At 71.7% G+C, this 25030-nt stretch carries 25 protein-coding genes; 11 read left to right on the plus strand and 14 right to left on the minus strand.

The features are described 5' to 3' along the window. Positions 1-38 precede the first annotated feature (38 nt). Positions 39-329: an amphi-Trp domain-containing protein gene (locus tag EV382_RS31355; protein ID WP_165435892.1), complete on the minus strand. Its 291-nt coding sequence runs from the start codon at positions 327-329 to the stop codon at positions 39-41. A gap of 157 nt (positions 330-486) precedes the next feature. On the opposite strand from EV382_RS31355, the gene EV382_RS31360 reads away from it, so the two are divergent. Continuing rightward, on the plus strand, positions 487-783 hold the full coding sequence (locus EV382_RS31360) for a DUF6582 domain-containing protein (RefSeq protein WP_130407874.1): 297 nt from the start codon (positions 487-489) through the stop codon (positions 781-783). A 3-nt stretch (positions 784-786) separates the two neighbouring features. Here the strand turns inward: EV382_RS31360 and EV382_RS31365 are convergent, their stop codons facing one another. Beyond that, positions 787-1212 (minus strand): VOC family protein, encoded by a 426-nt coding sequence (locus EV382_RS31365; protein ID WP_130407876.1) that lies wholly within the window; start codon positions 1210-1212, stop codon positions 787-789. A gap of 153 nt (positions 1213-1365) precedes the next feature. On the opposite strand from EV382_RS31365, the gene EV382_RS31370 reads away from it, so the two are divergent. After that, entirely contained in the window at positions 1366-3195 is a 1830-nt protein-coding gene (locus EV382_RS31370) for a glycoside hydrolase family 15 protein (RefSeq protein WP_130407878.1), read from the plus strand. Positions 3196-3204: 9 nt separating this feature from the next. Here the strand turns inward: EV382_RS31370 and EV382_RS31375 are convergent, their stop codons facing one another. Then, the gene (locus tag EV382_RS31375) at positions 3205-4020 is read right to left on the minus strand and encodes a DUF72 domain-containing protein (RefSeq protein ID WP_208758667.1); all 816 of its coding nucleotides are present in this window, start codon (positions 4018-4020) and stop codon (positions 3205-3207) included. Between the two features lie 120 nt (positions 4021-4140). On the opposite strand from EV382_RS31375, the gene EV382_RS31380 reads away from it, so the two are divergent. Both EV382_RS31380 and EV382_RS31385 read left to right on the plus strand, forming a co-directional pair. Next, positions 4141-5154 carry a glycosyltransferase gene (locus EV382_RS31380; RefSeq protein WP_130407882.1) on the plus strand — a complete coding sequence of 338 codons (1014 nt, stop codon included), beginning with the start codon at positions 4141-4143 and terminating at the stop codon, positions 5152-5154. A gap of 51 nt (positions 5155-5205) precedes the next feature. Continuing rightward, positions 5206-5934 carry a Clp protease N-terminal domain-containing protein gene (locus EV382_RS31385; protein ID WP_130407884.1) on the plus strand — a complete coding sequence of 243 codons (729 nt, stop codon included), beginning with the start codon at positions 5206-5208 and terminating at the stop codon, positions 5932-5934. A 10-nt stretch (positions 5935-5944) separates the two neighbouring features. Here EV382_RS31385 and EV382_RS31390 read toward each other — a convergent pair whose 3' ends face one another. The 4 genes from EV382_RS31390 to EV382_RS31405 all read right to left on the minus strand — a co-directional run bounded on the left by EV382_RS31390 (position 5945) and on the right by EV382_RS31405 (position 7503). Next, positions 5945-6463 (minus strand): hypothetical protein, encoded by a 519-nt coding sequence (locus tag EV382_RS31390; RefSeq protein ID WP_130407886.1) that lies wholly within the window; start codon positions 6461-6463, stop codon positions 5945-5947. Positions 6464-6572: 109 nt separating this feature from the next. Then, positions 6573-6992: a PIN domain nuclease gene (locus tag EV382_RS31395; RefSeq protein ID WP_208758526.1), complete on the minus strand. Its 420-nt coding sequence runs from the start codon at positions 6990-6992 to the stop codon at positions 6573-6575. Further along, complete coding sequence (locus tag EV382_RS31400; RefSeq protein WP_130407888.1) at positions 6992-7246, minus strand: type II toxin-antitoxin system VapB family antitoxin; 255 nt, start codon at positions 7244-7246, stop codon at positions 6992-6994. The genes EV382_RS31395 and EV382_RS31400 overlap by 1 nt, the downstream gene beginning before the upstream one ends. Before the next feature lie 62 nt (positions 7247-7308). Then, entirely contained in the window at positions 7309-7503 is a 195-nt protein-coding gene (locus tag EV382_RS31405) for a DNA repair protein (protein WP_130407890.1), read from the minus strand. Positions 7504-7675: 172 nt separating this feature from the next. Here EV382_RS31405 and EV382_RS31410 point away from each other — a divergent pair, with 172 nt between their 5' ends. Next, complete coding sequence (locus tag EV382_RS31410; protein ID WP_130407892.1) at positions 7676-8338, plus strand: GNAT family N-acetyltransferase; 663 nt, start codon at positions 7676-7678, stop codon at positions 8336-8338. Positions 8339-8580: 242 nt separating this feature from the next. Here EV382_RS31410 and EV382_RS31415 read toward each other — a convergent pair whose 3' ends face one another. Beyond that, positions 8581-10038, minus strand: a complete 1458-nt coding sequence (locus tag EV382_RS31415) for a glycoside hydrolase family 3 N-terminal domain-containing protein (RefSeq protein WP_130407894.1) — start codon at positions 10036-10038, stop codon at positions 8581-8583. Between the two features lie 170 nt (positions 10039-10208). Here EV382_RS31415 and EV382_RS31420 point away from each other — a divergent pair, with 170 nt between their 5' ends. Continuing rightward, a complete protein-coding gene (locus EV382_RS31420) occupies positions 10209-11384 on the plus strand; it encodes an ROK family transcriptional regulator (protein ID WP_130407896.1) in 1176 nt (391 codons plus the stop codon). Between the two features lie 122 nt (positions 11385-11506). Here the strand turns inward: EV382_RS31420 and EV382_RS31425 are convergent, their stop codons facing one another. Then, positions 11507-12520, minus strand: coding sequence for an ABC transporter permease subunit (locus EV382_RS31425; RefSeq protein WP_130407898.1), 1014 nt, complete (start codon positions 12518-12520; stop codon positions 11507-11509). Beyond that, positions 12517-13515, minus strand: coding sequence for an ABC transporter ATP-binding protein (locus EV382_RS31430; RefSeq protein ID WP_130407900.1), 999 nt, complete (start codon positions 13513-13515; stop codon positions 12517-12519). The genes EV382_RS31425 and EV382_RS31430 overlap by 4 nt, the downstream gene beginning before the upstream one ends. Before the next feature lie 131 nt (positions 13516-13646). Here EV382_RS31430 and EV382_RS31435 point away from each other — a divergent pair, with 131 nt between their 5' ends. Together EV382_RS31435 and EV382_RS31440 are read left to right on the plus strand one after the other, a co-directional pair. Beyond that, positions 13647-14489 carry an ABC transporter ATP-binding protein gene (locus tag EV382_RS31435; protein ID WP_130407902.1) on the plus strand — a complete coding sequence of 281 codons (843 nt, stop codon included), beginning with the start codon at positions 13647-13649 and terminating at the stop codon, positions 14487-14489. Positions 14490-14511: 22 nt separating this feature from the next. Beyond that, entirely contained in the window at positions 14512-15408 is an 897-nt protein-coding gene (locus tag EV382_RS31440) for a ribokinase (protein WP_130407904.1), read from the plus strand. 8 nt (positions 15409-15416) lie between these two features. Here the strand turns inward: EV382_RS31440 and EV382_RS31445 are convergent, their stop codons facing one another. The 3 genes from EV382_RS31445 to EV382_RS31455 form a co-directional block, all read right to left on the minus strand. Continuing rightward, on the minus strand, positions 15417-15998 hold the full coding sequence (locus EV382_RS31445; protein WP_130407906.1) for a hypothetical protein: 582 nt from the start codon (positions 15996-15998) through the stop codon (positions 15417-15419). Positions 15999-16047: 49 nt separating this feature from the next. Then, entirely contained in the window at positions 16048-16527 is a 480-nt protein-coding gene (locus EV382_RS31450; RefSeq protein ID WP_130407908.1) for a DUF6232 family protein, read from the minus strand. 192 nt (positions 16528-16719) lie between these two features. Next, entirely contained in the window at positions 16720-17199 is a 480-nt protein-coding gene (locus EV382_RS31455) for a DUF6232 family protein (protein ID WP_130407910.1), read from the minus strand. Positions 17200-17297: 98 nt separating this feature from the next. Between EV382_RS31455 and EV382_RS31460 the strand changes: the two genes are divergently transcribed. Further along, on the plus strand, positions 17298-18071 hold the full coding sequence (locus EV382_RS31460; RefSeq protein WP_130407912.1) for an enoyl-CoA hydratase/isomerase family protein: 774 nt from the start codon (positions 17298-17300) through the stop codon (positions 18069-18071). Positions 18072-18084: 13 nt separating this feature from the next. On the opposite strand, the gene EV382_RS31465 is transcribed toward EV382_RS31460, so the two are convergent. Beyond that, positions 18085-19110, minus strand: a complete 1026-nt coding sequence (locus EV382_RS31465) for a LuxR C-terminal-related transcriptional regulator (RefSeq protein WP_130407914.1) — start codon at positions 19108-19110, stop codon at positions 18085-18087. A 199-nt stretch (positions 19111-19309) separates the two neighbouring features. On the opposite strand from EV382_RS31465, the gene EV382_RS31470 reads away from it, so the two are divergent. Together EV382_RS31470 and EV382_RS31475 are read left to right on the plus strand one after the other, a co-directional pair. Further along, positions 19310-23209 carry a carboxypeptidase regulatory-like domain-containing protein gene (locus EV382_RS31470; RefSeq protein WP_130407916.1) on the plus strand — a complete coding sequence of 1300 codons (3900 nt, stop codon included), beginning with the start codon at positions 19310-19312 and terminating at the stop codon, positions 23207-23209. Between the two features lie 166 nt (positions 23210-23375). Then, positions 23376-24998, plus strand: coding sequence for an acetolactate synthase (locus EV382_RS31475; RefSeq protein WP_130407918.1), 1623 nt, complete (start codon positions 23376-23378; stop codon positions 24996-24998). The last annotated feature ends 32 nt before the right edge of the window (positions 24999-25030 follow it).

A 25030-nucleotide genomic window follows, 5' to 3' on the forward strand; every position in this document is an offset into this window, starting at 1 on the left:
CATCGATGGCCGCCGTGCGACACGTTGTCGGCCAGAGGTCACGCCTCTGGTGCGACCTCGGCCTGCTGGTCTCCGCTCGGAGGCTCCTCGACGGCCTCCACTGCCGGTGCGGACGTCGGTACGGTCCAGGAGAACTCGATCTCGACGGACAGCTCCGTCTCGCTCTCCTGTTCGATCTCCAGCTCGCAACGGACGGTGTCCGCCACGGAGACGGCCCCCGCCGCGCCGTAGAAGAGCCGCCCATCGGACTCCAACTGGTGGGCGAGCTGACGCAGCCAGGCGGCCAGATCCGAGCGTGACACCGTGCGGGCGTCCTCGTAGATATCCATGCCGGCCATGCTCGCATTCCACAAGGGACGGACAGGGGTAGGGCTTCGACCGCACGTGCGTTGGCCGCATGATATGGATCTTGTGGCGATCGGCCGCCGACAGGGGAAATGTCGGCGTGGCAGGTGCCGCCGGACTCCTGGTGGGTACAGGTGGGAGATGACATCTACCTGGAAGCCCCACGAAAAGCACGGCACCCTGTCGGAGAAGGACAAGCGCGAGCTGCCGGAGAGCGTCTTCGCGTTCCCCGGAAAACGCAAGGAGCCGATGACCGACGCGGGCCACGTCCGCAACGCCATCGCCCGGTTCGACCAGGTGCAGGGCGTCACCGACAAGGACCGCGATCTGGCCTTCCAGAACATCCTCGCCGCCGCCAAGCACTACGGTGTCGAGGTTGCCGAGACGAACTGGCACCAACTGGGCAAGCTCCCGCACACGCCGAACCCTGCCCACTAACGGTCATTCCGCCTTCAACGCGGCGAGAACGTCGAGGTAGTGCGGGTTCTGCATGACGCCCAGCACGTTGCCGAACGGGTCGACCACCGCCGCGGTGATGAACCCGGTGTCGCCGCGCGGGGTGATCGGCTGGTACTCCGTGGCACCCATCGCCAACAGTCGCTCGACCGTCGCGTCGAGGTCGTCGACGTGCCAGTACATGACCACGCCGCCCGGTTCGGTCCCCGCGCCGGCCGGCGCGTACCTGCGGTCGATGATGCCCAGTTCGGCCTGGTAGTCCCCGATGCGGAACTCGGTGTAGGCCGGGCGTCCGTCGGGGCCGGGGCGCATAAAGTACGCCTCGACGCCGAGGAGGTCCGCGTACCACGCCGTGGCCGCTGCCACGTCGTCCGCCCAGATGGTGAGTGTGGCAAATCCTCGCAGGCTCATGGGTTGTCCTCTCGTCGATGGCGTTGGTGCCGGGACGGGGCCGAGATCGACGGTACGCCCCGTCCCCGAGCCGGGAACCGACGCCGCGGGCGGCATCTTTCGTCACCTCCCGGGTAGTCCGCGCCATTGCCCGTACGAATGGCGGGGGAGAGCGTGGATAGCTACCCGGCAGTCGAGAACCACGGTCTGATCGGTGATCTACAGACCGCGGCACTGATCAGCAAAGACGGTACGGTCGACTGGTTCTGCGCGCCCCGGTTCGACTCGCCGAGCATCTTCGGCGCGCTGTTGGACCGCCGCAAAGGGGGCCACTTCCAGCTCTCGCCCGACGGCGTCGACTACACGAGCAAGCAGCTCTACCTTCCCGGCACGCCAATCCTGATCACCCGGTTCCACAGCGCCGACGGGGTCGGTGAGCTGTTGGACTTCATGCCCGTCACCGGTGAACAGGCCACCGACCGGCACCGGTTGATCCGGCTGGTCCGGATGGTCCGGGGGAGCATGCGGTTCCGCTTCCAGTGCCAGCCACGGTTCAACTACGGGCGCGATCCGTTCGAGCTGGAGGTGCACCCCGAAGGCGACATCTTCCGGAGCCCGACGATGGCTTTCACCCTCGCCGCTTTCAAGAACGTGGAGCGGGCGTTCCACGTGGGGGACTTCCACCGCGACGCCGACGGCGTGTCAGCGCGGTTCACGCTGCACGCGGGCGACGTCGGCGGGGTCACCCTGGAGACGGCCAGCCCGCACGCGCCCCGGGCACTCAGCACAGAGGAGGCGTGCGAACTGCTCGCCGAGACCCGGGACTACTGGCGGCGGTGGATGGGCGGTTCCAGCTACAAGGGCCGCTGGCGGGAGGCGGTCGAGCGGTCGGCGATGACCCTCAAGCTGATGACGTACGCACCGACCGGCGCCCTGGTCGCCGCGCCCACCGTGGGGCTGCCCGAGCAGATCGGCGGGCAGCGGAACTGGGACTACCGCTACACCTGGATCCGGGATGCGTCCTTCTCGGTGCACGCGCTGCTGAGCGTGGGCTTCACCGACGAGGCCCGGAAGTATCTGCTCTGGCTCGACGCGCGTATCCGGGAGGCACGAGACGGAGACATGCCCCTACAGATCATGTACCGCATCGACGGCTCGCCGGACCTGCCCGAGGAGGTGCTGGGTCACCTGGAGGGATACCGGGGCTCCGCGCCGGTGCGAGTCGGCAACGGCGCGGCGGGGCAGTTGCAGCTCGACATCTACGGCGAGGCGCTCGCCTCGTTGGAGCTGGCCGACCGCAACGGCCTGATCCCGCCGTACGAGGGTTGGCGCAAGACGGCCGGGTTGATCGACTGGCTCTGTGAGCACTGGGACCAACCCGAGGACGGCATCTGGGAGACCCGCTCCGGTCGGCAGGACTTCACCTACGGTCGGGTGTTGTCCTGGGTCGCGTTGGACCGGGCCATCCGTATCGCACGACGCCGAGGCCGCCCCGGCGACATCGTCCGGTGGTCCACCCAACGTGACGCCATCTACGAGCAGGTCATGACCCGCGGCTTCGACCGGGAACGGGGCGCGTTCGTGCAGCACTACGGCTCCGACATCCTGGACGCCTCGCTCCTGGCGATGCCGGGGCTGAACTTCATCTCGTCGACCGACCCGATGTGGGAGTCGACGCTGCGCGCGATGGACGCCAACCTGGTCTCCGACAGCCTGGTCTACCGCTACGACCCGACTGCCTCGCCGGACGGTCTCGCCGGCACCGAGGGCACGTTCAACATGTGCACCTTCTGGTACGTGCAGGCGCTCGCCCTGGCCGGGCGGATCGACGACGCCCGGTTGACCTTCGAGAAGATGCTCACCTACAGCAACCCGCTGGGCCTCTACTCGGAGGAGATCGCGCCGACCGGTGAGCAGATCGGCAACTTCCCGCAGGCGTTCAGTCACCTCTCCCTGATCAGCACCGCGGCCCACCTCGACGAACTGCTTGACCGGCAGGGCTGAGCGTTGCGGTCAGAACAGTGTCAGCGGCTCGACCGGGATCGGCTCGGGCAGCGCGTCGAGCCCGGGTACGCGGGCCCGTACCTCGTCGTGGAACCGGCGGGCGAGCGCCGGCGCGTCGGCGTTGTCCGGGGTGTGGATGAACATGGTCGGGGAGAGCCCCTCGCGTAGCCAGGTGACGGTCACGTCGATCCACCGCTGCCAGCCCTCGACCGTGCGCGTCGAGTCGTCCCGACCGAGATAGCGGACGATCGGCCGGTCGGTCAGTGCGAGGGACCGCAGCGGCAGGCGCGGTTTCTTGGTCCAGGCGTCCCGCTCGGCGTCGCTGGTCGGCGGGCTGGTGAAGAAGGCGGTCGTGTCGAAGGGAATCCACTCGGCACCGACGGCGGCGAGGGCGGCCTCGAGCAGCCGGGCCGCGTGGGCGTCGGTGAAGAAGCTGGGGTGGCGGACCTCCACCGCGTACCGGTGGGATTGCGGAAGTCGCGCCAGGAAACGACCCAGGGCCGGGATGTCGCCGGGTGCGAACGAGCCGGGTAGCTGGATCCAGAGGGCGTGGGCGCGCGGGCCGAGCGGTTCGATGGCGTCCAGGAAGGCGCGTAGCGGTTCGCCGACGTCGGTGAGCCGACGTTCGTGCGTGATGACCTTGGGAAGTTTGAGGACGAACCGGAAGGCGGGGTCCGTCTGCGCGGCCCACGAGGCCACGGTGTCCCGGGTCGGGGTGGCGTAGAACGTGGTGTTGCCCTCCACCGCGTCGCACCAGCTGGCGTAGTGCCGCAGGCGCTCCGTGGACGGCAGCCGGTGGCCCGGCCACGAACGGTGACTCCACATCGCGCACCCCACGTGCAGACGCATGACCGCCCTTCCCGCCGGTGCCGCGCTCGACCGGAGCCCACCGTATACGGCCGGCGATCCCGATCGGGCCACGGTGCGGCGGTAGGGTCCGACGCCATGCGTGTGCTGTTCGCCAGTCTTGCCTCCGTCGGTCACACCTACCCGCTGATCCCGCTGGCGATCGCCGCCCGGGACGCCGGGCACGAGGTCCACTTCGCCGCCGGTCCGGAGGTGCACCCGCCACTGGCCGCGCACGGCCTGCGGCCGTTCCGTCCTGGTGACGCCTTCTACGAGGTGTACGCCGAGGATCTCGCACCGGAGTTGGCGCGGCTGCGACCCGACCTGGTGGTGCACGAGTGGGGACTGCCGGGAGCGGCGGTGGCGGCTCGTCGAGCCGGGATCCCGGGCCTGTGGCACGGGTTCGGCCGGATGTATCCCGAGGGCATCGGCCTGGAACTCCCCACCCGCAACGCCGAGGTCGCGGGCCTGCCGCACCTGGACATCTGGCCGCCCTCGCTCCAGGATCGGGACTTCCTCGCCACCGAACGTCGGATCGAGCTGCGGCCGGTCGCCTTCTCGACACCGGCCCCGCTGCCCGTTTCGGTACGCCGTGCGGCGTCCCGGCCGTTGATCTATCTGACCCTCGGCACCGCGTTCGGTACGCCGGAGTTGTTCCGCACCGCCGTCGCCGGTCTGGCGGCGCTGGACGCCGAGGTGGTGGTCGCGGCGGGCCGGGTCCCCTTGGACCAGATGGGCGAGGTCCCCGACAACGTGAGCGTGCACCCGTGGGTGTCGCAGGCGGAGCTGCTGCCGCTCGTCGACCTCGTGGTGCACCACGGGGGCAGTGGCACCACCCTCGGCGCGCTCGCGGTTGGCGTACCGCAGGTGATGCTGCCGCAGGGCGCCGACCAGTTCGCCAATGCCGACACGCTCGCCGCCGCCGGTGTCGCCGTGCGGCTCCTTCCCGACGAGGTGGACGCGCACGCCATCGCCGAGCAGGCCCGGCGTCTGCTGTCCGGGCACGACGCGCACCGCGAGGCGGCCCGTCTGATCGCCGAGGAGATAGCCGGCCTGCCGTCGCCGGCGGCCGTCGCCCGGCTCCTGCCGGAGTACGCCGCGGAGCAGAGGTGAAGGCGTCAACTCATGGTTGACGTAGCGAGATCGTCAACTTATGGTTGACGCATGACAGATCCTCTTCAGATTGGTACGACCGTCAAGCTCGACGACCTGATCCAGGCGATCAAGACGGCGCACACCGATGCGCTCGACCAGCTCACCGACGCGGTCATCGCCGCCGATCACCTCGGTGAGGTGGCCGATCACCTGATCGGGCACTTCGTCGACCAGGCCCGGCGCTCGGGCGCCTCCTGGACCGACATCGGCCGCAGCATGGGTGTCACCAAACAGGCCGCGCAGAAGCGTTTCGTGCCGAAGGCGACCGACGCGGCGGCGCTCGACCCCAACGCCGGCTTCGGCCGGTTCACCCCTCGCGCCCGCAACGTGGTGATGGCCTCGCAGGAGGAGGCTCGGGCCAGCGGCAACGCGGAGATCGGGCCCGGGCACCTGGTGCTGGGCCTGCTGGCCGAGCCGGAGGCGCTGGCCGCCCGGGTGATGGCTGGTCGCGGCGTCACCCCCGAGGCGGTGCGGGAGGCGGTCAGCGCCGTCCTTCCGCCGAAGGTCGAGCAGGTGCCGGACCTCATCCCGTACGACGCGCGCGGTAAGAAGGCGCTGGAGCTGACCTTCCGGGAGGCGCTGCGCCTCGGGCACAACTACATCGGCACCGAGCACATCCTGCTCGCCCTGATCGAGCAGGAGGGCGGTGCCGGCGTGCTCACCAACCTGGGTCTGGAGAAGGCGGCGGTCGAGGCCGACCTGGCCGCCGCCCTCGCCGCCGCCGTCGGGAAGAAGTGAGGGGCCGGGGTCAGGACGTCTCAGGGAAGCCGTAACGCAGGGCGTGCTCCGGATCGGCCGGGTCGATCTGGCGTACGCCCGCGTCGGCGAGGCGCTTGTTGACCTCGTCGAGCTGCTCGCGTACCAGCCGGGCCTCCTCCTCGGTGACCCGGCCCCGGTGTGGCTTGCCGGCGTGCTCCAGCGTGCCGTAGTCGATCTTCTCGGCGCTCTTGCGGGCCTTGGGCGGGCGGACCCGCTCGGCCGTCTTCAACAGCTGCGCCATCGGCACGTCGGTGGCCATCGCGTCGAACTCGCTGGCGGTCAACACCACCCGGCGGGGCTCGCCACCACCGTGCCGGTCATGGATCTCGACCACCGCCACGTCCAGCGCGGCGTCGTCGATGTTCTCCACCTCGCCCGGGGTGGCGTCCAGCTGCACGGGCCCGGCGACCAGGTCCGGGTGCTCCAGCACGACGACGCGGACCACCTCGTCGTCCTGTTGCAGAACCGTGCCGGTGAAGTCGGAGACGTGGATCGTCTTCTTGCCCATGCGCGGAGCTTCTCCTGTCGTAGGCCGGGATGGCGGACCACAAGAAATTACCCGACAGGTGTGCGAAAGCCGCCGCTGGACCTCCCCGGTGTGTCGCCCGGAACGACAGTCAGAGGCTGCCCTTCGGTGCCACCCACTCGGTGGGCTGGCCGGTGACCGCGGTGATGCGGTCGTAGTCGGCGTCGTAGTGCAGGACTGTCGCGCCGTGTTCCTCAGCGGTCGCCGCGATGATCAGGTCGGGCAACCGGAAGTTGCGGTGCTGACTCTCGGCCGCGAGCAGACGATGAACCGCCATGGCGCGGTCCATCGCCGCTGTCGACACGTCCATCCAACGCCCCCCGCGCAGTGCCTGCCAGAGGATCTCGTACCCCTTCGGGTGGGGTGCGTTGTTGAGGTATTCCAGGCTGGTCATGTGGCAGGCGGCGAGCCGCCCCTCGGCCAGGAGCGTCTCGAAGCGCCGTCGGACCGACGCGTGCCGGCCCTGCAAGACGTAGACCGAGGTGTCCGCAAGATAGATCTGACCGGCCATCAGGCCGCCTCGGCGTCGCGTGCCTGCTCGGCGAGGGAACCCAGGTCGCGACCACCGCCGTAACGCCAGGCGTCGGCGGACCCGGAGAAGTCCATCTCGACCTGATCGAACGCGGCGACGATCTCGCGAGCCTGCCGGCGTACGGCGAACGCGTGCAGGGCGGCATTGATGGTGGCCACCTTGGTGTCGGTGCCAAGCACCTCCTTCGCGGCGTCCAGCCACTCGTCGTTCACGTCCACGGTGATGCGAGTCATGCCGTGACGATACACCGGGTTCGGTGCTGCGGACGCACCATCTCCGAGGCAAACATGGTGCGTCAGCGGGTGTTCAGGCGGTGCCGACGGGAACTCCCGGTGGACAGCTTGTTCAGCCCGGCCCACGACAGGGCTCCTGTGCCGACCGCCCGGGGGTTCCGGTAGCGCGGTTGCGGCGGATTGCCGCCGACGGCCTCCGCCGCCCGCCAGAGTCGCTCGGGGTCCTGCTGGTAGTGGTCGCTCGGCTGAATCGGCATGCGTTCACCGTCCCAAACAAAGGTGTCCAGGTATGGAAATACATATGACGGTCGATTTGTAGAACTGGTTCCCATGCCTCCTGGCCCGCTCGGCTCCGACGTATCCCGCGCCCGGCCCCTGCCGTCCGGCGTACGGTGATCCACGACGGGTCGGGTGACCGGGGAGGTGCGCATGCTCGACCGGCGACTTCACCTGCACCTGGCCAGCTGGCTCGGCCAGTGGCCGGCCGGGCCCGGGTTGCACGTGGTCGCCTCGCGGCGGCGAGCCGAACCGGCCTGGGATGGTCGGCTGCGCCCCGCGCTCGCCGTGGACACCGGGCAGAGCGCCGTGCTCTCCGTGGCACCGGACCGCGTGGCGGCGATCCGCGCGTTGGCGCACCGGACGCCGAACCGGCTGCTCGCCGCGCTGCCGGAAGCCGTCGGCCTGCCCGAATGGTGCGTACACGACGGCCCCTTCCGGTGGAGCCTGGCGCCCGCGCCGCTGCCCGACGTGGGGGAGTGGACCGAGTCGAGCGCCCCCGGGCTGCCGCCGTGGCTGCGACTCTTCGACCGGCCGGTGCTGGTGGTCCGTGACCCGGGCGGCGGCTACCTGGCCGGTGCCGGGATCAAACGGCACGACGCGTACGGGCATGAGTTGGCCGTCGGCACCGTGCCGGCCGCCCGGGGGCGCGGCCTCGCCCGGCGGCTGGTGGCCCAGGCGGCGCGGCGGGTGCTCGACGAGGGGGCGGTGCCCACCTATCTGCACGAGCGGGACAATCACGCCTCGGCCCGGGTGGCCGAGGCGGCCGGTTTCCCGGACCGGGGCTGGCGCGCGTTCGGGGTCTATCCGCGCTGAGTGGGCCATTGGGCGCGGACCGTGGATCCCGGGCCGGATCCACGGTCCGCAACCTCCCCCCAGGCCCCGGTTGCGGGTGTAACGGCCCCCGCCGTGGGTGAGCCGCTACGTGTCGATCACGCTACGTATCGAACAGCGTCTGAGCAAGGTTCAAGCTGTCGGTTCGGAGTGTCGAAAAGTGGACTTGACCTGCGGCTGGCTTGGTCGAAGGTGTTCGGCGCCTCAGTGACGGAGCGTGCGAATCAGCCGGCCAGGCCGAGCGCCTCGGCGGCCGCGCGACCGTTGGCGTGGCTCGCGCCGTAGGTGGTGACGAAGGCGCGTACGCCCGCTGGCCGCCACTGTGCCGGCCAGCCCATCTCCACCACTGTCACCGGGTGCTGCGACGCCAGGTCGGTGATCAGCTCCGGGCCGCCGGGCAGCCGGTGCAGGTGTCGCCCGACCAGCACGATGGGACGGTCGCCGGCCAGCCCGCGCAGGGTCGCCGGGGTGGTTTCGGCGGCGATCACCCGGATCTCCGGCACCCCGTCCAGGTGTGGACCGAGGCCCCACGGCACCCGACCCTCGGCGATCGTCGACTCGGTGTGCAGTTGCACCACCAGTGGCTGGTCGAGGTCGGTGAGCAGGCCGTCCACGCGGACCGCCCGGCGCGCTGCCGCGTACCCCAGCTCGGTGTCCTCGGCGGTCGGCGACGACCCGCCGGCGGCCCGGGTCCAGGCGGCGAGGTCGGCGGCGCGGCCGGCCGCCTCCTCGACCCGCGCCCGCGCGAGCCGGCCGTCAGCGAGCGCGTCGACGATCTCGGCGGCCACCCGTTCGACCAGTTCGGCGTCGACCTTCGCGCCGATGCAGAGCAGGTCGGCACCGGCGCTCAGGGCCCGCACCGCGGCCGGTCCGACCCCGCCGGCGGCCACCGCGGCGCCCTTCATCTCCAGGGCGTCGGTGATGACGGTGCCGGTGAAGCCGTACTCGGTGCGCAGCAGGTCGACCAGGACGGCCCGGCTGAAGGTGGCCGGGTCGGCGCCGGTGAGCGCCGGCACCCGGATGTGCGCGGTCATCACGGCGCGGGCCCCGGCGGCGACGACGGCCGCGAACGGCGGCAGGTCCCGTTGGCGGAGCAGGTCCAGCGGAGCGTCCACCGTGGGCAGCTCGTGGTGGGAGTCGGTGACGGTGGCGCCGTGCCCGGGGAAGTGCTTGGCGCAGGCGGCCACGCCGGCGGCCTGCAACCCGGCCACGGCGGCGGCCGAGTGGGCGGCCACCCGTACCGGGTCCGCGCCGAAGGACCGGGTGCCGATCACCGGGTTGTCGTCGGCGGTGTTGACGTCGACCGTGGGGGCGAGGTTGACGGTGATGCCGAGCGCGGCCAGCTCGGCGCCGATCGACTGGTAGACCCGTCGGGTGAGGGCCACGTCGCCGATCGCCCCCAGGGCGGCGTTGCCGGGGTACGGGCTGCCGGTGGCGTGCGCCAGCCGGGTCACGTCGCCGCCCTCCTCGTCGATGGCGATCAGCGCGTCCGACCGGCCGGCGCGCAGCGCGGCGGTGCTCGCCGCCACCTGCGCGGGGTCGTGCACGTTGGTGCCGAACAGGGTGTGCCCGGCCAGCCCGTCGGCCAGCAGGTCGACCGCCCAGTCCGGTGGGACCGGTCCCGGGTACGCGCCGAGGAGCGTGCCCAGCGCCAGCCGGCGCAGTCCTGGATCCAACCCCACCTGATACTCCCCTTTCGGTGCCCCCGCGGGTACGAAACGTCGTACCGGTGGGGGTTGTGGCCCTGCCGGGTCGGCCGAGCGTCCCACCGCCGGGTGGCCGTTACGCTACGGCTACCCGTTCGCAGGTTGGTTTACAGTTAGCAAAGTTTACTAAAACTAGAGGACGTGTCATGAGTGCGACCCGGCTGCCCGGCACCCCCCGCCTGTTGCGGGCGCTCAACGACCGTGCCGCGCTGGAGTTGCTCCTCGAACGTGGCCCGCTGACCCGGGCCCGGATCGGCGAGCTGACCGGGCTGTCGAAGGTCACCGCGTCGCAACTGGTCGAGCGGTTGGAAGAGCGCGGCCTCGTCGCGCGGGTCGGTGAGCAGGCCGGCGGGCGAGGGCCGAACGCCCAGCTCTACGCGGTCCGTCCGGGCAGCGCGCACGTGGTCGGCGTGGACGTCGGGCCGGATCGGGTGGTGGCCGCGTGCGCCGACATCACCGGTGCGGTGATCGGCCGGGTGGAGCAGTCGACCCGGGACACCGACGACCCGGTGGGTGTGGTGCACAACGCCGTCGTGCAGGCGGCGAGCAGCGCCCAGGCGCAGCTGAGCAGCGTACGACGGATCGTGCTCGGCACGCCCGGCCTGGTCGACCCCGGCACCGGCGACATCACCTTCGCCTTCAACCTGCCGCGCTGGCACAGCGGTCTGCTCGCCGCGCTGCGCGACGACCTGCACACGCCGGTGGTCTTCGAGAACGACGTCAACCTGGCCGCGGTGGCCGAGGCGCAGTCCGGCGCGGCCCAGGGGCTGGCGGACTTCGTGCTGGTCTGGGTGGGTGCCGGCGTCGGCCTGGCGATCGTGCTCGGCGGGCGGCTGCACCATGGCAGCAGCGGCGCGGCCGGCGAGATCGGCTACCTGCCGGTGCCCGGCGCGCCCATCCCGCGCGACGTCTCCCGTCGCGCCAAGCCGGCCTTCCAGCAACTGATCGGTGCGGACTCGGTACGCGCGATCGCCCGCGAGCACGGCTACCCGGACGGCGACGCCGCCGAGGCCGTCCGCGCGGCGGCTGCTGCCGGTGCCGACGGTGGGCCGATGCTCGACGAGTTGGCGCGACGGCTCGCGCTGGGTGTGGCCAGCACCTGTGTCGTGCTCGATCCGCCGTTGGTGGTGCTCGCCGGTGAGGTGGGTCAGGCCGGTGGCGCGGCGCTCGCCGACCGGGTGCAGCAGGAGGTCGCGGCGATCACGCTGGTCCAGCCCCGGGTGGTGCCGACCGGGCTGACCGAGGAGCCGATCCTGCACGGCGCGCTGCGCACCGCCCTGGACGCGGTGCGCGACGAGGTGTTCGGCTCCACCGTCGGCTGAGCCCACAGGCGCGGTCATATGAAGGAATACTTCACCGCTGGACGGCCGGCTGCAAGGTCCTGCCGAACTCGCTCGCGGTCCGCCGGGCCGCCCGGAGCAGGGGCGGGCGGCCCGGCGGACGCTCAGATGAGGTCGCGGCGACGGAACACGGCGAACGCTGCCGCCGTCAAACCGCCGGTGATCACCAGCAGCACCAGCAGTGCTGGTTGCCAGGTCAGGCCGTAGAAGCCGTCGCAGAGGCTGTCGCCCTCGCCGCGGCACTCCTGCGCGTCGAAGAACCGGGCCTCACCGGTCAGCCAGGCACCGACGTGGCTGGAGAGCATCAGATGATCCGGCCGGCGGGCGTCGACGATCTCCAGCACCAGACGGGCACCCAACTCCCACACCACCAGGTAAGCGGCGGCCGCCCCCAGCGCCGCCGACGTGTGCCGACCCAGCGTGGCGATCGCGAAACCCAACGCCGAAGCCAGCAGCACCAGCACCAGGCCACGGCCGTGCACCGCACCGAGCGAACGCCAGAAGTCGCCATCCAACCGGCCCGGCAGCCCGGCGGTCTGCCCGATCACCCAGAACGTGGCGAGGTAGGCCACCGACGCCAGCAGGGCCAACACCAGCACCGCGCCGAGCAGCGTGCCCAACTTCGCCGCGAGCACCGTCACCCGGCGCGGTCGCCAGAGCAGCAGGTTCACCACACCGCCGGAGTTCAAATCGGCGCCGATGTAGGAGGCGCCCACCAGGAACCCGAACAGCACCAGGAACGCGATGAGGAAATAGAGCAGCGGACGCGCCTGCTGGCCGAAGCTGAACACCCCCGGCAGGAAGTCGGCGGCGATCGGCAGCTGCTCCTGCCGGATCGGGTCGATCTCCGAGCAGTCCTGCGGGAAGTACCGGTCCATCTCGCCCTGTCCGAGCGTGCCGTTCTGTCGGGCCAGACACTGCTGGAACATGGTCTCCATGTCATTGCGGGCCTCGGCCGCCCTAGCCTGCGCCGAGTTGAGCTCGTCCGCATTCGGCTTGTGCGAGCCGGCCAACGTGGTCGCCGCCGTCACGGCGAACGCGAAGACCAGCAGGACGACCATGAGCTGTACGAAGCGACGCGCGGACAGTCGCTCCAACTCCGCACGGACCAGGTTCACGCGTCCACTCCCCGATCGAGGTCGATCACAGCTTCGCCCTGCGGCAGCGACGAGGCGTCGACCTGCCCGGGCACCGACGGATGCGCGTACGCGCCGGTCAACTCCAGGAAGACGCTCTCCAGGTCCGGCCGGAGCGGCGTCAGCTCGCCCACCCACAGCCCCTGCTCGCCCAGCACCCGACTGACCACCGTCGGGTCGCTCACCCCGCTGACCACCAACGCCTCGCCGTCCACGACCGCCGCCAGGCCAGCCGTGTGCAGCACCTCGACGGCCCGCTCCGGCTCGGCCACCCGGACCAGGAACTCGTGCTGGTCGTAGCCCGCCAGCACCTCGTCCACCCGGCCGGTCGCCACCCGCCGCCCCCGAGAGATGATCGTGACGTGGTCGCAGATCAGCTGGATCTCGCCCAGGATGTGGCTGGACACCAGCACGGTCACCCCGCTGGCCGCCAGCGATCGCATCAGGTCCCGCATCTCCCGGATACCCGCCGGGTCCAGCCCGTTCGCCGGTTCGTCCAGGATGAGCAACCGCGGGTCCTTCAACAGCGCGGACGCCACCGCGAGGCGCTGCTTCATGCCCAACGAGTAGCCCTTCACCCGCTCGTCGCCCCGGTCGTGCAGACCCACCAGATCCAGCACCTCGTCCACCCGCGAAACCGGCACTCCACCGGCACGGGCCAACAACCGCAGCGTGCGGTAACCGGTGAAGTTGCCGAAGAACTGCGGGCTCTCCACGATGGCGCCGACCTGGCCCGCCACCCGGGCCAGCAGCTGCGGCGACGGTTCGCCGAGCACGGTCATCCGGCCGCTGTCGGCGCGTACCAGCCCGAGCAGGGCCCGCAGGGTGGTGGTCTTGCCGGAGCCGTTGGGGCCCAGGAAGCCGTGGATCTGGCCGGCCTCGACCAGCAGGTCGAACCCGTCCACCGCCACCTGTCGGCCGCCGCGCAGGCTGTGGAAGGTCTTGCGCAGACCCTCGATCTCGATGACCGCGCTCATCCGCGCGGCTCCTTACCTCGACGGGGCATGGGCCGTCCTTCGGGCTTGGTGATCAATGACACGGCGCTTCACCCTATGGCTGAGGTGCCGCCCATGGGGGGCACCTCAGCGTTGCGTGGTTGGATGGTGCGGTGACTGGTGACCTGATCCCCGGCGCTGCCGGCGCCGCGCCTGCCGCCGCTTTCGTGGACCCGGATCTGGTGGTCAGCCTCGACGGCGTCGGTGTGCGCCGCTCTGGCACCGCCCTCCTCCAAGACCTGAGCTGGCGCGTCGAGCTGGACGAGCGGTGGGTCGTGCTCGGCTCCAACGGCGCCGGCAAGACCACGCTGCTCAACCTCGCCGCCGGTCGGCTGCACCCCACCACGGGTGTCGCGCACGTGCTCGGCGAGCGGATCGGCCGCACCGACGTCAACGAACTGCGTACCCGGATCGGGCTCACCACCGCCGCGATCGCCGAACGCCTGCCCGCCGACGAGCGGGTCAGCGACGTGGTGGTGACCGCAGCCTGGTCGGTGGTCGGCCGCTGGCGCGAGAACTACGACCGCGGCGACGAGGCGCGGGCGCGGGCACTGCTGGGCCAACTCGGCGTCGGTGGCCTCGCCGAGCGCCGCTACGGCACCCTCTCCGAGGGTGAGCGCAAGCGGGTGCAGATCGCACGGGCACTGATGACCGACCCGGAGCTGCTCCTGCTCGACGAACCCGCGGCCGGGCTCGACCTGGGTGGTCGGGAAGACCTGGTCGCGCGCCTGGCCGAGCTGGCGTACGACCCGGACGCCCCGGCGATGGTGCTGGTCACCCACCACGTCGAGGAGATCCCGCCCGGGTTCACCCACGCGCTGCTGCTGCGCGAGGGCGGGGTGGTCGCCCAGGGTCTGCTCGCCGAGACGCTGACCGGCGACAACCTCTCCAAGACCTTCGGGCTGCCACTGGTGGTCGAGCGGTCGGGCGACCGCTTCACGGCTCGCGCCGCCTGAGCGTCGGCCGACGGAGACGACCATGCCGCAGACCCGGGTCGCCGTGGTGGGCAGCGCCAACATGGATCTGGTCGCGATGGCGCCCGCGCTGCCACGACCGGGCGAGACCATGCTCGGCACCGACTTCGTGATGGTGTCCGGCGGCAAGGGCGCCAACCAGGCCGTGGCCGCGGTCCGGGCCGGTGCCTCCTGCGCCTTCCTCGGCGCGATCGGCTCGGACGCCTTCGGCGTCACCCTCAAGGCCCGCATCACCGCCGCCGGCGTGGACACCAGTCAGCTCCGGGTGGTCTACGGTGCCTCCGGGGTGGCGTTGGTGATGGTCAACGCCCAGGGGGAGAACGCCATCGTGGTCACCCCCGGCGCGAACGACGCCCTGGTCGGCCTCACCGAGGACGAGTTGGCCACGGTGCGCGCGGCCGACGTCCTCGTCGCCCAACTGGAGATCCCGGTGCCGACCGTGACGGCCGCCGCGGTGGCCGCCCGCGACGCCGGCACCCGGGTCATCCTGAACGCCGCCCCGGCCCGCGACCTCCCGCCCGAGTTGCTCGCCGCCGTGGACCTGCTGGTCGTCAACGAGGGCGAGGCGCAGACGCTCACCGGTCGAGGTCGGGAGGAGCCCCGCGCCCTGCTCGACCTGACCTCCCGGGCCGTGCTCACGCTCGGCGGTGAGGGTGCCTGGTACGTCGACCGGGACGGTGCCGAGGTGCACGTGCCCGCCGTACGGGTCGACGTGGTCGACTCCACCGCCGCCGGTGACGCGTTCACCGCCGCGCTGGCCGTCGGCTGGGGCGAGGGGCGCGACCTGGTCGACGCGGTGCGCTGGGCGGCGGCGGCCGGCGCCGCCTGCGTCCGCAAGCTCGGCGCGTCGGTGGCGCTACCGCAACGCGCCGAGATCGACGAGCTGTACGCGCCGGCCTGACCGCCCGATCAGACCGCGACGTCGTCGCTGAGCTTCTCGCCGCGTCGGCGCAGCATGCCCAGGCCCGGGATGCCGGCCACGGCGAGCTTGAGGTCACGGGTGACGTCGAGCAGGTCGTGCAGGTCGGGGCCGACCCGGTCCAGGGTGGCCAGGATCGGCAGGATGTCCGCCGTCAGGTGCTCCTTGAGCTTGGGCAACTCGTCGATCAGGTGGATCGCCGCGGTGATCTCCTCGTGGCTGAGTTGTGCGACGAACCGCTCGGTCATCGGCGCGGCCCGGCGCAGCGCCGGCTCGTACGCCGCCAGCAGTTCGCCCGCCGTGGCGGTGGCCTCCGCCGCGGCGCCCACGGTGACCGCGGCCCGGCCGGTCACCGCCTCAGCGTCGGTGAGCACCCGGTCGGTCCGGTCCAGGGTCGTCTCGATCCGGTCGACCACGCCGTTGATCCGGGTCAGCAGCGCCTCCACCCCGTCCAGCACCGCGAACGCGCGGGCGGGCACGGCGGCCATCGAGGCGGCCGAGCCGAGCGCCTGGTCGAGAGCGGAACGGGTCAGGCCGACCACGGCGGACGGGGTGGGGAGGGGAATCGCCATGGGATCAAGTGTGCGTCGGCCGCACCACAACCGCCCGTTGGGCTTGGTATCAATGATCTCCGTGCTGTTCGACGGCGCGCTGCACGGCCCGGTAGATCTGCCCGAACCGGAGCGCGTCCGGAGTGCGTACCAGCAGGTCCTCCCGGCCGTGGTGTTGCACCCACAGCTCGTGCACGTGGCTGCCGCGTTCGTAGGAGCGGTCCAGCCAACCCAACGGGATCTCCAGGAACGGCAGCAACGCCAACGCCCCCACCGCGCAGGCGGCGAGGATGATCAGCGCCAACTGCCAGTTGCCCCGATCCTGTGCCGACCAGGCCAGTGACAGCACACAGACCATGGCGACCAGCGGCGGCAGTGAGAGCAGCAGGACCAGGACACCGCGACCCAGCACCCGTCCGCGTACGGCGAGGGTCTTCTGCCCCCGCGCGTGCCAGACGAACGTCACGTCGGACAGGGCGATCACGTGACCGCCCGCCCGGATCGACTCGGAGGTCACCTGCACCGCGTCGTCCCGGTAATAGAGGGTCATCACTAAGGCTAACCACCAACGGGCAACCCTCGCCTCGCGTGTCCCACCGTGAGCGCTGCGGGAGCGCGCCGGGAGCGCGGGGTGGTGCGGTCGTCCTTTGGAGCTGAATCGTCTACGACATCAGCTCCAAAGGCTCCCGGAGCGGCACCCGCCCGCGCTGACGCCGCCGGGTCGCGGGATGGGTCGGGCGGCCTAGCGGCGGATGCCGGGGCGGGCCGGTTGGCTGTGCTCGACCGCGCGCTGCACCGCCCGGTAGATCTGCCCGAAGCGCAGCGCGTCACCGGTGCGCAGCAGGCGCACCGGTTGACCCCGCCAACGGGCCCAGATCTCCAGTTGGCGGCTGCCCCGGGCGTACGAGCGGTCCAGGTGTTCGAAGAGGAAGTCGGCGACCGGCCCGACGGCCAGCCCGACCAGCACCGACGCGCCGACGATCGCGATCGTCACGGTGGGTGAGCGGTGTAGCCAGACGGCGATGCCGATGCCGAGCACCGCCGCTACCAGTGGGCCGGCGAGCGCGGCGCCGATCGCACCCCGCCCCGCCAGCACGCGCCAGGAACGGCTGCCACGGCGGTGCCAGATCATGGTGATGTCGGCCAGCGCGTAGCTGCGACCGTCGACGCGAACGGTGGTGGAGGTGACCTGGACCGATCTGTCGTCGTAATACGTGATCATGGCTGGACTCCCGCCCACGGGGCTGACACCACACTACTTACCCAAACGAGCCGGGTCGTAAGGTTGGCACGCGACTTCGACGAGGAAGTGAGGGCAGCGTGGGCGAGTTCGTTCGGCTGGAGACCACTGACGGCATCGGCACGATCCGGCTGGAGCGGCCGCCGATGAACGCGCTCAACACCCAGGTGCAGGAGGAGTTGCGCGCCGCGGCCACGGCGGCCACCGCCGATCCCGAGGTTCGCGCCGTCATCGTGTACGGCGGGGAGAAGGTCTTCGCCGCCGGCGCGGACATCAAGCAGATGGCCGAGATGTCCTACGTGGACATGGCCGACCGCGCCGCGAACCTGTCCAGCGCGCTCGGCGCGATCGCCCGGATCCCCAAGCCGGTGGTCGCCGCGATCACCGGGTACGCCCTCGGCGGCGGCTGCGAGCTGGCGTTGGCCTGCGACTGGCGGGTGGTCGCCGAGGACGCCAAGCTCGGCCAACCGGAGATCAAGCTGGGCATCATCCCGGGTGCGGGCGGCACCCAGCGGCTGGCCCGGCTGGTCGGCCCGGCCCGCGCCAAGGATCTGATCATGTCGGGGCGGATGGTGGACGCCCAGGAGGCGTTGCGGATCGGCCTGGCCGACCGGGTCGCCCCGGCCGCCGAGGTGTACGACACGGCCGTCGCGATGATCACTCCGTACCTGACCGGGCCGGTGCAGGCGCTGCGCGCGGCGAAGCTGGCGGTCGACGGCGGCCTGGACATGGATCTGAACTCGGGTCTGGCCTGGGAGAGTCAGCTCTTCGCGGCGCTGTTCGCCACCGACGACCGGCGCGAGGGCATGGCGGCCTTCGTCGAGAAGCGCAAGCCGGGCTTCACCGGCCGCTGACCGGCGCCGGGTCTCACACCCACCCGCGCCGGACCGCCTCCATCCCGGCCTGGAATCGGGTCTCGGCACCGACCATCGCCATGATCCGGTGGACGTGTCGGTGCACGGTCCGCACGCTCCAGCCCAGGGTCCGGGCGATCCGCTCGTCGGTGGCCCCGCCGGCCAACAGGCCGAGCAGCTCGCTGTCGCGGTCGGTGAGCCGGTCCGGGTGCTCCCCGGCGCTCGGGCCGCTCCCGCCGTCGGTCGGGCCGGGTGGGCCGCCCCGCCCGCCGCCGACCGAGCGGTTGAGAGCGACGGCCCGTTCCCAGAGCGCCTCGAACAAGCCGCCGAGGGCGTCCAGCAGCGACGACGGGTGGATCAGGTACGCGGCGTCGGTCAGTTGCCCGGCTGCCAGCACGGGGATGAGCGCGAACCGGTCGTCGCAGAGCAGCATCTTCATCGGCACGTTGCTGGCGACCCGGGCGCGTTCGCCGGACTGGACACCCCGCCAGATCTCCGCCATCCGCCCCGGAATGGCCAACGCCGACCGGTCGTAGATCACCCGGTAGGTCAGGGCACGGTCGGCGAGCTGCCGGGTCTCCTCGGTGTTGCCGCCGGCGGGGTTGTCCAGGTAGGGCGGTCGGTCCATGCCGCGGATCTGCACCCGCGCCTCACGTTGCAGCCGAATGAGGGTGGCCCGGAGGTTCCCGACCCCCTCGATGACCTCGACCAGCTCGGCCGGGTGTCGACCGGGCCCCTCGCGCTGGCGGATCTCCTTGGCCAGCTCATCGGCGTGCCGGCGCAGCCGGAGCAGGTCGCGTTCCTGCTCGGCGATCAGGAAGGTCGCCACCTGGTCGGGTGACGTCGCCGCGTAGCGGGCCGGGCGTCCGGGTGGTCGGCTGGCCAGACCACGGTCGACCAGGCGACCGAGGGCGCTTCTCAGCTGCGCCGGGGAGAGCGCGACGTCGCCGAGGAGATCGTTGAGCGTCGCCTGGCGACGACGGGCCAGCGCCTCGTACACGAGCCCGTCAGGCTCGGGTACGCCTACCGCACGCCACATCCGCGGCCTCCGTCGGGAACCGGCCAGCTGTCCGGAACATGAATGCCCCGGGTCATTGTCCGTCCTTTCGCGCCCGTGCCAAGATCACGCCTCGACGTACGCCGGGTTCGTGTCGGGGATCACCCGCGGGCTCGGCGGTTCTGCGTTCGCGGTCTCAACGGCGAGCCGTGTCCATGATGCTTCTGCTGAGGAGTTTTGGATGGTCGGGCGCTTACGCCGGAGACAGACCCCCCGGGTCCTGCTACGCGGGTTGGTCGCCGCGGTCACCCTGTCGCTGCTCGCCACCGGCCCCCTGCCGGTCGCCGCGGCGCAAGCGGCCCCGACGCCCGCCCCGTCCCCCTCCGCCGACTGGGACGCGCTGCGGTACACCCCCGCGAGCTGCAACACCGCCACCGCCGCCGAGGCCGGCACGGACGGCCCCTGGGCCCGCTGCTTCGCCGTCGGACTGTCCAGCCAGGACAGCCAGCGCCGCCTGAAGACCACGTCCCCGCCGCCGGGCGCGTTGGGGCCGGACGACATCAAGTCCGCGTACCGGCTGCCCTCGGGCGGCGACGGACAGACCGTGGCCATCGTCGGCGCCTTCGGGTACGCCGCGGCCGAAGCCGACCTCGCGGTGTTCCGGGCCCACTACGGGCTGCCGCCGTGCACCACCGCGAACGGTTGCTTCCGGAAGGTGGATCAGTACGGCGGGACGAACTACCCGGTCGAGGACGAGGGCTGGTCGATCGAGGCCGCCCTGGACCTGGACGCCGTCTCGTCGGCCTGCCCGAAGTGCAACATCCTCCTCGTGCAGGCCGACGACAACGGTGGTGAGAACCTCGGCCGCGCCGTCGACACCGCGGCCCGACTCGGCGCGGTCGCCATCTCCAACTCGTACGGCGTGCCGGGCGAGAAGTACTACCAGGGCTACTTCGCGGCCCACTACGACCACCCGGGCGTCGTGATCACGGTCGCCAGCGGTGACATCGGCAATGTGCAGAGCTACCCGGCCACCCACCCGAACGTGGTGTCGGTCGGCGGCACCCTCCTGACCCGCGACCCCTCCTCCCCCCGCGGCTGGTCGGAGACGGCGTGGTCGGCGGCGGGCAGCGGTTGTTCCCGCTACGAGGCGAGGCCGGCGTACCAGGCCGACATCGACACGCGCTGCGACGACAAGCGGGCCAGCGCCGACATCTCCGCCACGGCCGCGCCGGAGTCCGGCCTGGCCGTCTACAACACCCTCGGTCAGGCCGGCTGGGCACAGTGGGGCGGGACCTCACTGGCCGCCCCACTGGTTGCGGCGATGTACGCGCTGGCCGGCGATCCGGTGCCCGGCACGTACCCGGTGACCTACCCGTACCGCAAGGACAAGGCCGCCGGTCTCTTCGACATCACCGAGGGCTCCAACGGGTACTGCGGTGACCTGCGGTGCAACGCCGGTCCGGGCTGGGACGGACCCACCGGTCTGGGGAGCCCCAACGGGGTCTCCGCGCTCACCCTCGGCGTGGCCGGGGAGGTCAGCGGAACGGTGAAGAGCGGCACGAACGCGTACGGCAAGCCGGAGGGCCCGCTCGCCGGCGTCCCCGTCATCGCCACCGACTCGACCGGTGCGACGTACCGGGCGGTCACCGACGACAAGGGCCGCTACCGCCTCTTCGCCCCGGCCGGCAGCTACGACCTCGCGGCCACCGAGTTCGGTTACCAGGCCCCGACGTCGAGCCGGGTCACCGTCGCCGCCGGTACGAGCGTGACCCGGAACCTCACGATGACCGCGGTCGAGACCCGTCACCTCACCGGTGTCGTCAGCGACGCCTCCGGGCACGGCTGGCCGATCTACGCGAAGATCGCCATCGACGGCTATCCGGGCGGCTCGGTCTTCACCGACCCGTACACCGGCCGCTACGACGTCGAGCTGCCGGTCGGCTCCTACACCCTGCGGGTGTCCCCGGTCGACATGCCGGGGTACGTGACGAGCACGGTGTCCGCCACCATCGGCGCCGGGTCGAGCGGTGCGGCGAGCGACATCCGCAAGAACGTGAAGCTCGCCATCGACGCCTCGACGTGCGCCGCCCCCGGGTACGCCTGGGACTACCAGGGTGTCAGCACCGACTTCACCGGCTGGGCCAGTGGACCGAAGGACGGCTGGCGGGTCACCGACGAGTCCGCCTCCGGCCAGACCTGGCGCTTCGACGACATCGGCAGGCAGGGCAATCTGACCGGCGGTACGGGCGAGTTCGCCTCCATCAACACCTGGGCGCAGTTCGGCAACCTCGACTCCACCCTGGTGACGCCGTCGCTGGACCTGCGCGGTATCACCAACCCGGTGGTCGGTTTCGACACCGACTTCGGCTCGTCCAGCTACGGCGTGCAGAAGGGGTTCGTCGAGCTCAGCCTGGACAACGGGGCGACCTGGAAGGAGGCGTACCGCTTCCCTGACGTCCCGGTACGCGGGCACCTGGAGATTCCGATCCCGCAGGCGGCCGGGAAGGCCGGTGTGCAGGCGCGGTTCCGCTACCAGGGCAGCTTCTCCTACTGGTGGCAGCTGGACAACGCCTTCGTCGGTAGGCGGACGTGTGCCGCCGTGCCGGGCGGGATCATCGCCGGGCAGATCCGGGACGACAACACCGGTGGGGCGCTCGTCGGCGCCACCGTCTCGGCCGGCACCGACCTGGCGGCGAAGGCCACCAGTGTGGACACGACCGACGACTCGGCGCTCGACGACGGCTTCTACTGGCTCTTCGCCGCGGGCGACGGCCAGGTGCCGATGACCGTCACCGGCCTGCGGTACGCCGACGCCAAGGGGAAGCTGAAGGTCAAGGTCGACCGGGTGGTGCAACGGGACTGGCGGCTGGAGAGCGGACGGTTGAGCGTCGACGAGTCGGAGTTGTCGTTCTCCGTCAAGCCGGGTCGTTCCGCCACCCGGGAGGTCCGGCTCACCAACGAGGGTGCGCGGCCTCTGACGGTCCGGCTGGTCGAGCAGGACCGCGGTTACACCAGCGACGCGAAGCTCGTCGCCGCGCGCTCGGGCGAGTCGCCGGCGCAGCAGGTGGGGGACGGCAGCGCGTGGGTGACCATGCCCGACCTGCCGATGCCGGCGGCGGACAACCTGGTCGCCGAGAACGACGGCGCGGTGTACTCGGTGGGCGGCTCCAGCTACGAGTACACCCTGCGGGAGGGGTGGGCCTTCGACCCGCAGGCCCGGGCCTGGAAGCGGATCGCCGACCTGCCCGAGCCGCGTACCGCAGCGGTTGGCGGTTTCGTCGACGGCAAGCTCTACGTGGCCGGTGGGCTGAGCCCGCTGGGCGAGACGGTCACCACCACGTACGCCTACGACCCGATGACCAACACCTGGTCGCGTCGGGCGGACCTGCCCAAGGGGACGTACAACGGCGCGGCGGTGTCGCTCGACGGCAAGCTGTACGTGGTCGCCGGCTGTGCCGACGGCCGGTGCGATCCGCCGTCGCAGCGGGTGTACCGCTACGACCCCGACGTCGACCGGTGGGTCTCGTTGGCCGACTACCCCGAGGGCGTGGCGCTCCAAGCCTGCGGGGCGATCGGCGACGGGCTGATCTGCGCGGGTGGATACCTGCCGGCCCGGCGGGACGCGACGGCGGGGGCGTACCGCTACTTCCCCGAGTCGAACACCTGGGTGCCGACGACCGGTCTGCCGGTGTCGGGCTACGGCATGACGGCCGCCAGCGTCAACGGCAAGCTACGGATCATGGGCGGCATCTACGGCAGCGCCACCTCGGCGCAGGTGCGCGAACTCGACCCGGCGACCGGGCTCTGGTCGAGGCTGCCGGACCTGCCCCACCCCGGGGCACGGGGCGGCGCGGCCTGCGGCACGTTCCAGGTCGGCGGTCTGGACAGTGAGGGCGACCTCTCCGCGTCCGTGTACCAGCTGCCCGGTGGCGGTTCCTGCATCCGTGGCACCGACGTGTCGTGGCTCTCGGCGAACAAGACCGAGCTGACCATCCCGGCGGGTCGGACCGTCACGGTCCGGGTGTCGGCGGCCGTCCCGGCCATCGCCGGGAACGGCGAGCACGCGGCACGGTTGGCGTTCGAGACCGACACCCCGTACCGGACCGAGCCGGTGGCGGTGGTGCTGAAGACGCGCTGACACCTCAGCGCTGACCGACCGCGCCCGTCCGGTGGAGATCCCACCGGGCGGGCGCGGCCGTTTCCACGGCGCTGAGCTGGACGGCTTCCGCCAGCCGGGGCCACGGTCGGGGCAGTAGGTGACTGGCCGGTAACCTGTGATCCCGGCCACGGACGATGGGAGCGACATGACGGAGCGGATCGAGGGTCACGGCGGCGAGTTGGCGCTCGCGGCACTGCGCGCGCACGGCGTACGGGAGATGTTCACGCTGTCCGGTGGGCACGTCTTCCCGCTCTACGACGCCGCGCACAAGACCGACTTCCCGATCTACGACGTCCGGCACGAGCAGTCCGCGGTCTTCGCCGCCGAGGCGGTGGCCAAGCTCCAGCGCCGCCCCGGCCTCGCCGTGCTCACCGCCGGGCCCGGCGTCACCAACGGCATCTCCGGTATGACCAGCGCGTTCTTCAACGCGTCACCGGTGCTGGTGCTCGGCGGCCGCGCGCCCGCGTTCCGCTGGGGCTCGGGCAGCCTGCAGGAGATGGACCACCTGCCGCTGGTCGCCCCGGTCACGAAGCACGCCGAGACGGTGTTCAGCACCGACGACATCCCGCGTGCGGTGGGTGCGGCGCTGCACGCCGCGCTCACCCCGCACCGCGGCCCGGCCTTCCTCGACTTCCCGTTGGAGACGGTCTTCTCGGTCGCCGACGCCGAGCTGCCCACCGTGACGGGTGTCGACCCGATCGCGCCGGACCCGGAGGAGGTCGGCCGCGCCGCGCTGCTCATCGCGGGGGCGCAGCGGCCGGTCATCATCGCCGGCTCCGACGTGTACGCGGGCGACGCGGTCGCCGCCCTGCGCGAGGCGGCCGAGGCGTTGCAGGTGCCGGTCTTCACCAACGGCATGGGTCGCGGTTCGCTTCCGCCGGAGCACCCGCTCGCGTTCGCCAAGGCCCGCCGGGCCGCGCTCTCCGGCGCCGACGTGGTCGTGGTGGTGGGCACCCCGCTCGACTTCCGGCTCAGCTTCGGTGACTTCGGTGACGCCAAGGTGGTGCACATCGTCGACGCGCCCAGCCAGCGGGCGACGCACGTGCAGCCGGCCGCTGCCCCCGCCGGCGACCTGCGCCTGATCCTCTCCGCGCTGGCCGACCACTCCGGTGACCGGGCCGCCCACGCCGACTGGATCGCCGACCTGCGCGTGGCCGAGGACGCGGCGAAGGCGCGCGACGCCGCGGAGATGGCCGCCGAGACCGACCCGATCCGCCCGGCCCGGATCTACGGCGAGCTGCGTCGGGTGCTCGCCCCGGACGCGATCACCATCGGCGACGGCGGTGACTTCGTGTCGTACGCCGGGCGGTACCTGGAGCCGGCCCAGCCCGGCACCTGGCTGGACCCGGGCCCGTACGGCTGCCTGGGCACCGGCATGGGTTACGCGATGGGGGCCCGGGTCAGTCACCCGGACCGGCAGATCTGCGTGCTGATGGGCGACGGCGCGGCCGGGTTCTCGCTGATGGACGTCGAGTCGCTGGTCCGCCAGAAGCTGCCGGTGGTGATCGTCGTCGGCAACAACGGCATCTGGGGGCTGGAGAAGCACCCGATGCGGGCCATGTACGGCTACGACGTGGCCGCCGACCTCCAGCCGGAGCTGCGCTACGACACGGTGGTCGGCGCGCTCGGTGGCGCGGGGGAGACGGTCGCCAAGGCGGCCGACCTGGGCCCGGCGCTCCAGCGGGCGTTCGACTCCGGTGTGCCGTACCTGGTGAACGTGCTCACCGACCCGACCGACGCGTACCCCCGGTCGTCGAATCTGGCCTGAGCCGCGCCCGCCGCCGTCGCCCCTGCCGGGGT

The organism is Micromonospora violae, from assembly GCF_004217135.1.
Taxonomy (GTDB): domain Bacteria; phylum Actinomycetota; class Actinomycetes; order Mycobacteriales; family Micromonosporaceae; genus Micromonospora; species Micromonospora violae.

Bases quoted from the DNA above. Each gene is read 5' to 3' on its own strand.
- EV382_RS31420 (WP_130407896.1), top strand. From the start codon at position 10,209: ATGAGTGCGACCCGGCTGCCCGGCACCCCCCGCCTGTTGCGGGCGCTC.
- EV382_RS31450 (WP_130407908.1), bottom strand. From the start codon at position 16,527: ATGACCCTCTATTACCGGGACGACGCGGTGCAGGTGACCTCCGAGTCG.
- EV382_RS31465 (WP_130407914.1), bottom strand. From the start codon at position 19,110: ATGTGGCGTGCGGTAGGCGTACCCGAGCCTGACGGGCTCGTGTACGAG.
- EV382_RS31400 (WP_130407888.1), bottom strand. From the start codon at position 7,246: ATGACTCGCATCACCGTGGACGTGAACGACGAGTGGCTGGACGCCGCG.
- EV382_RS31390 (WP_130407886.1), bottom strand. From the start codon at position 6,463: ATGGGCAAGAAGACGATCCACGTCTCCGACTTCACCGGCACGGTTCTG.
- EV382_RS31395 (WP_208758526.1), bottom strand. From the start codon at position 6,992: ATGGCCGGTCAGATCTATCTTGCGGACACCTCGGTCTACGTCTTGCAG.
- EV382_RS31375 (WP_208758667.1), bottom strand. From the start codon at position 4,020: ATGTGGAGTCACCGTTCGTGGCCGGGCCACCGGCTGCCGTCCACGGAG.
- EV382_RS31445 (WP_130407906.1), bottom strand. From the start codon at position 15,998: ATGGCGATTCCCCTCCCCACCCCGTCCGCCGTGGTCGGCCTGACCCGT.
- EV382_RS31455 (WP_130407910.1), bottom strand. From the start codon at position 17,199: ATGATCACGTATTACGACGACAGATCGGTCCAGGTCACCTCCACCACC.
- EV382_RS31440 (WP_130407904.1), top strand. From the start codon at position 14,512: ATGCCGCAGACCCGGGTCGCCGTGGTGGGCAGCGCCAACATGGATCTG.
- EV382_RS31430 (WP_130407900.1), bottom strand. From the start codon at position 13,515: ATGAGCGCGGTCATCGAGATCGAGGGTCTGCGCAAGACCTTCCACAGC.
- EV382_RS31360 (WP_130407874.1), top strand. From the start codon at position 487: ATGACATCTACCTGGAAGCCCCACGAAAAGCACGGCACCCTGTCGGAG.
- EV382_RS31470 (WP_130407916.1), top strand. From the start codon at position 19,310: ATGGTCGGGCGCTTACGCCGGAGACAGACCCCCCGGGTCCTGCTACGC.
- EV382_RS31355 (WP_165435892.1), bottom strand. From the start codon at position 329: ATGGATATCTACGAGGACGCCCGCACGGTGTCACGCTCGGATCTGGCC.
- EV382_RS31385 (WP_130407884.1), top strand. From the start codon at position 5,206: ATGACAGATCCTCTTCAGATTGGTACGACCGTCAAGCTCGACGACCTG.
- EV382_RS31405 (WP_130407890.1), bottom strand. From the start codon at position 7,503: ATGCCGATTCAGCCGAGCGACCACTACCAGCAGGACCCCGAGCGACTC.
- EV382_RS31475 (WP_130407918.1), top strand. From the start codon at position 23,376: ATGACGGAGCGGATCGAGGGTCACGGCGGCGAGTTGGCGCTCGCGGCA.
- EV382_RS31410 (WP_130407892.1), top strand. From the start codon at position 7,676: ATGCTCGACCGGCGACTTCACCTGCACCTGGCCAGCTGGCTCGGCCAG.
- EV382_RS31365 (WP_130407876.1), bottom strand. From the start codon at position 1,212: ATGAGCCTGCGAGGATTTGCCACACTCACCATCTGGGCGGACGACGTG.
- EV382_RS31380 (WP_130407882.1), top strand. From the start codon at position 4,141: ATGCGTGTGCTGTTCGCCAGTCTTGCCTCCGTCGGTCACACCTACCCG.